This is a genomic window from Saccharomonospora iraqiensis subsp. iraqiensis, from assembly GCF_000430445.1.
GTDB classification, from domain to species: domain Bacteria; phylum Actinomycetota; class Actinomycetes; order Mycobacteriales; family Pseudonocardiaceae; genus Saccharomonospora; species Saccharomonospora iraqiensis.
Window position 1 is genome coordinate 1 of the sequence record NZ_KE387081.1, and the last position, 3,488, is coordinate 3,488.

Consider the following 3,488-nt stretch of genomic DNA (forward strand, 5'->3'; position numbering starts at 1 on the left):
TCCCCGTCGCCGTCGTCCGGGGGCGCCCCGGCGTGCGGGCCGGGACGTTGGGGTGCCGCGGCCTGGCCCTGGGTGATGTGGGCGGCCGCCGCCTGGAGCGTGGCGTCGTCGGCCTCGGGGACGACGTACCCGTTCGCGCGGATGTGCTCCAGCAGTTCCGGCTCGGGGCACACGCCGTGTTCGCGCAGGTAGTAGTTCACGGCCGCGGGCCAGATCCAGGTGCCGTCGCTGTGGAAGGCGATGGGGACGGCGCTCTCCGCGGCCGGGGAGAGCCGGTCGATGTCGAGACCGCGTCCGGGCACCACCACCGGAGCGCCGTCGAGGTAGGCGAGCAGCCGGTCGGTCTCGGCGGGGTCGGGGTCGGGACGGTCGAGCACGGGCCGTCCGGCCTCGTCCGTGCCGTCGAAGATCCGCGCGGCCCGGAACCGCGGCCCGGGGCGTTCGGGGCCGATCCCCGCCATGCGGCGCATCAGCCAGTCGGGCACGTTCTCCTCGTCCCGGGGGAACATCCGGAGTTCGTCGGCGTAGGCCTGCGGCGGTGGGGTGAGGTCCCACTGCGGCTCGTCCCGGTCGTACTCCAGGTTGTAGCTGGAGGGGTGGTCGAGCTGGTAGCGGGCGTTGAACCACGTCCCCCGACCCTCCCGGTACATGCCGGTGCGCAGACGGCCGAACAGGTCGGCGATGTCGTGGGTCGCGACCCACTCCCGGGTGGTGTCGTCCGCGAGGACGACTTCCCCGGTGAGTTCGTGGTACCTCCCCACGGCGCGGTACTCGACGGTCACCCGGCGCCAGTCGCTCGGGGCCGCCCGCAGCAAGGAGAGGCCGATCTGCTTGACCAGGGTGTCCTGCTCGGTTGCGTTCAGCTGGGTCGGTAGTGCCACGCCCACATCTTGACCAAAGAACGCCACGGATGCACGGCACATGTGGACAACGTCGCCGTAGCGGAACGAACCTACGCCCCGTCGGACGGCACATCGAGTGCGGAGCGCCACAGTTCACCTCAACGAGGCAACCTGACCGCGAAGCCTGCGCGGACAATCGGCCCTGATGACTACTCCGCGTGCCCTCGGCGGCCCCGAACCTCGCCCGAACGCCGCAAACATGCGGTCCGTACGCGCGAAGCGGGCTCTCGGGACCGGTCTCGCCGTCCTCGTCGGGATGGGGATGGCCGTGCAGAGCAGGATCAACGGTCAGCTCGCCGCGGAGCTGGCCGACCCGGTGCTCGCGGCGGTGATCTCGTTCGGCGGGGGGCTGGTGCTGTTGCTGGCCACGCTCGCGGTGTCCCCCCGGATGCGCCGCGGGGTCGGTCGCGTCACCTCGGCGCTGCGGACGGGCGGACTACGGCCGTGGCACCTGCTCGGCGGTCTGGCCGGTGCCACGCTCGTGCTGGGGCAGTCGGTCACGGTGGTGGTCATCGGGGTCGCCCTGTTCACCGTGGGGGTGGTCGCGGGGCAGACGGTCAGCGGGCTGTTCGTCGACAAGGCCGGACTCGGCCCGGGTGGCGCCCGGGCGCCGTCCCTGCCGCGGGTCGTCGGCGCGGTGCTCACGGTGCTCGCCGTGGCCGGCGCGGCGACCGGTGGCCTCGGCGACGCGGAGGCCGGGACCGTGTTGCTGCTGATCCTGCCCCTGGTCGCCGGGGGTGGGATGGCGTTGCAGCAGGCGTTCAACGGCCACGTCGGTGCCGTCGCGGGCAGTCCCCTCACGGCCGCGTTGGTGAACTTCACCGCGGGCACGGCCGTGCTGGTGCCGGCCTGGCTCGGCGTGCTGACGTTCCGGGGCGGTCCCGTCGCCTGGCCCGGCAATCCCGTGCTGTACCTCGGCGGCCTCGTGGGCGTGGTGTTCATCGCCACGGCCGCCCTGCTGGTGTCCCGGATCGGGGTGTTGCTGCTGGGACTGGCCTCGGTGGCCGGGCAACTCGTCGGGTCGGTGCTGCTCGATCTGTTCGTGCCCACCGCCGGCGTCGAGGTCCGGGCGGGCACCGTCCTGGGCTGCGCCGTCGCCCTGTTCGCGGTCGCCGTGGCCTCCGTGGGCGGGCGCGGCCGGACCGGCGCGGTTCTGCGAGAATCGCGCACGTGACGGCGACGATTCTGGACGGCAGGGCCACCAAGGACGCGATCTACTCCGAACTCTCCGCCCGCGTGGCGGCGTTGACCGGACAGGGCGCCACACCGGGGTTGGCGACCGTGCTCGTGGGTGACGACCCCGGCTCGGCCCAGTACGTGCGGATGAAACACGCGGACTGCGAGAAGGTCGGGATCACCTCGATCCGCCGGGACCTGCCCGCGGACATCTCCCAGGACGACCTGCTCGGCGTCGTCGACGAACTGAACGCGGACCCGGCCTGCACCGGCTACATCGTGCAGCTCCCGCTGCCCGACCACATCGACCCGGGCGTCGTGCTCGAACGGATCGACCCGGACAAGGACGCCGACGGGCTCGCCCCGGTCAGCCTCGGCAGGCTCGTGCTGAACCAGCCGGGCGCGCTGCCGTGCACGCCGCTGGGCATCCTCGAACTGCTGCGCCGCTACGACGTGCCGCTGAACGGCGCGCGGGTCGCCGTCATCGGCCGGGGGATCACGGTCGGCCGGACCCTGGGTCTGCTGCTGACCCGCCGCAGCGAGAACGCGACGGTGACGCTGTGCCACACCGGCACCCGGGACCTCGCCGGCGAGGTGCGCGGGGCCGACGTGGTGGTGGCGGCGGCGGGCTCGGCCGGGCTCGTCACACCGGACATGGTCAAGCCGGGCGCGGCGGTGCTGGACGTCGGTGTCTCCCGCGTGGACGACCGGCTCACCGGGGACGTCGCCCCGGGGGTGGCCGAGGTCGCCGGGTTCGTGGCGCCGAACCCCGGGGGCGTCGGGCCGATGACCCGCGCGATGCTGCTGTCGAACGTCGTCACCGCCGCCGAGCGGGCCGTACGGGGGTGAGCGCGTCCGTGCCGGCCCGTCCCCCCTCGGGCACCGGGGCGAGGGTCCTGGTGCACCTGCCGTTCGCCGCGGTGCTGCTGCTCGTCGCGCTCGCGGGGCTGCGCATCGCGATGTACCACTGGCGCGAGGGCGCCGTGCTGATCGGCGGCGCGCTGCTCGTGGCCGCGGTGTTCCGCGCGGCGCTGACCACGGCACAGGCGGGGATGCTGGTCATCCGGGGTCGTGTCGTGGACATCGCCAGCTACGCCGGGCTCGGCCTGGTGATCCTCTTTCTGGCCCTGACCATCACCGGCGGCCCGCTGCGCTGACCACCGGCGGATACGCGAAAGGGGCGTCCCGGCCATGACGGGGGAATGGCCGGGACGCCCCTTTCGCGTGTGCCGCGACGTCACGCCGCGACGGGTTCGGGCCGGGACCGCTGGGGCTCGGTGTCGAGCCGGGGCAGGGGTTCGGGGTCGGCCACCGGCTCGGGGGCGCCGGTGACCGTGCCGGGGGTGGTGTCGGGGGACGGGTCCCCGGTCCGGACGGTGTCGGGGGAGTCGGTCGTCCGGGCCGGGGCGG

3 protein-coding genes and 1 pseudogene are annotated in these 3,488 nt (G+C 73.8%); 3 read left to right on the forward strand and 1 reads right to left on the reverse strand.

Annotated features, from left to right (window positions below):
- Positions 1 to 923, reverse strand: a pseudogene (locus tag ACTIR_RS0109445) (hypothetical protein); the annotation flags it as partial.
- 178 nt (positions 924 to 1,101) lie between these two features.
- Between ACTIR_RS0109445 and ACTIR_RS0109450 the strand changes: the two are divergent.
- The 3 genes from ACTIR_RS0109450 to ACTIR_RS0109460 are packed head-to-tail and all read left to right on the forward strand — an operon-like array spanning position 1,102 to position 3,235.
- Positions 1,102 to 2,076, forward strand: coding sequence for a DMT family transporter (locus ACTIR_RS0109450; protein WP_052583799.1), 975 nt, complete (start codon positions 1,102 to 1,104; stop codon positions 2,074 to 2,076).
- Positions 2,073 to 2,927, forward strand: a complete 855-nt coding sequence (locus tag ACTIR_RS0109455) for a bifunctional methylenetetrahydrofolate dehydrogenase/methenyltetrahydrofolate cyclohydrolase (protein WP_007025041.1) — start codon at positions 2,073 to 2,075, stop codon at positions 2,925 to 2,927. Before ACTIR_RS0109450 ends, ACTIR_RS0109455 begins: the two co-directional genes overlap by 4 nt.
- Positions 2,924 to 3,235, forward strand: coding sequence for a DUF3017 domain-containing protein (locus tag ACTIR_RS0109460; RefSeq protein ID WP_034239241.1), 312 nt, complete (start codon positions 2,924 to 2,926; stop codon positions 3,233 to 3,235). Before ACTIR_RS0109455 ends, ACTIR_RS0109460 begins: the two co-directional genes overlap by 4 nt.
- Positions 3,236 to 3,488 lie beyond the last annotated feature (253 nt).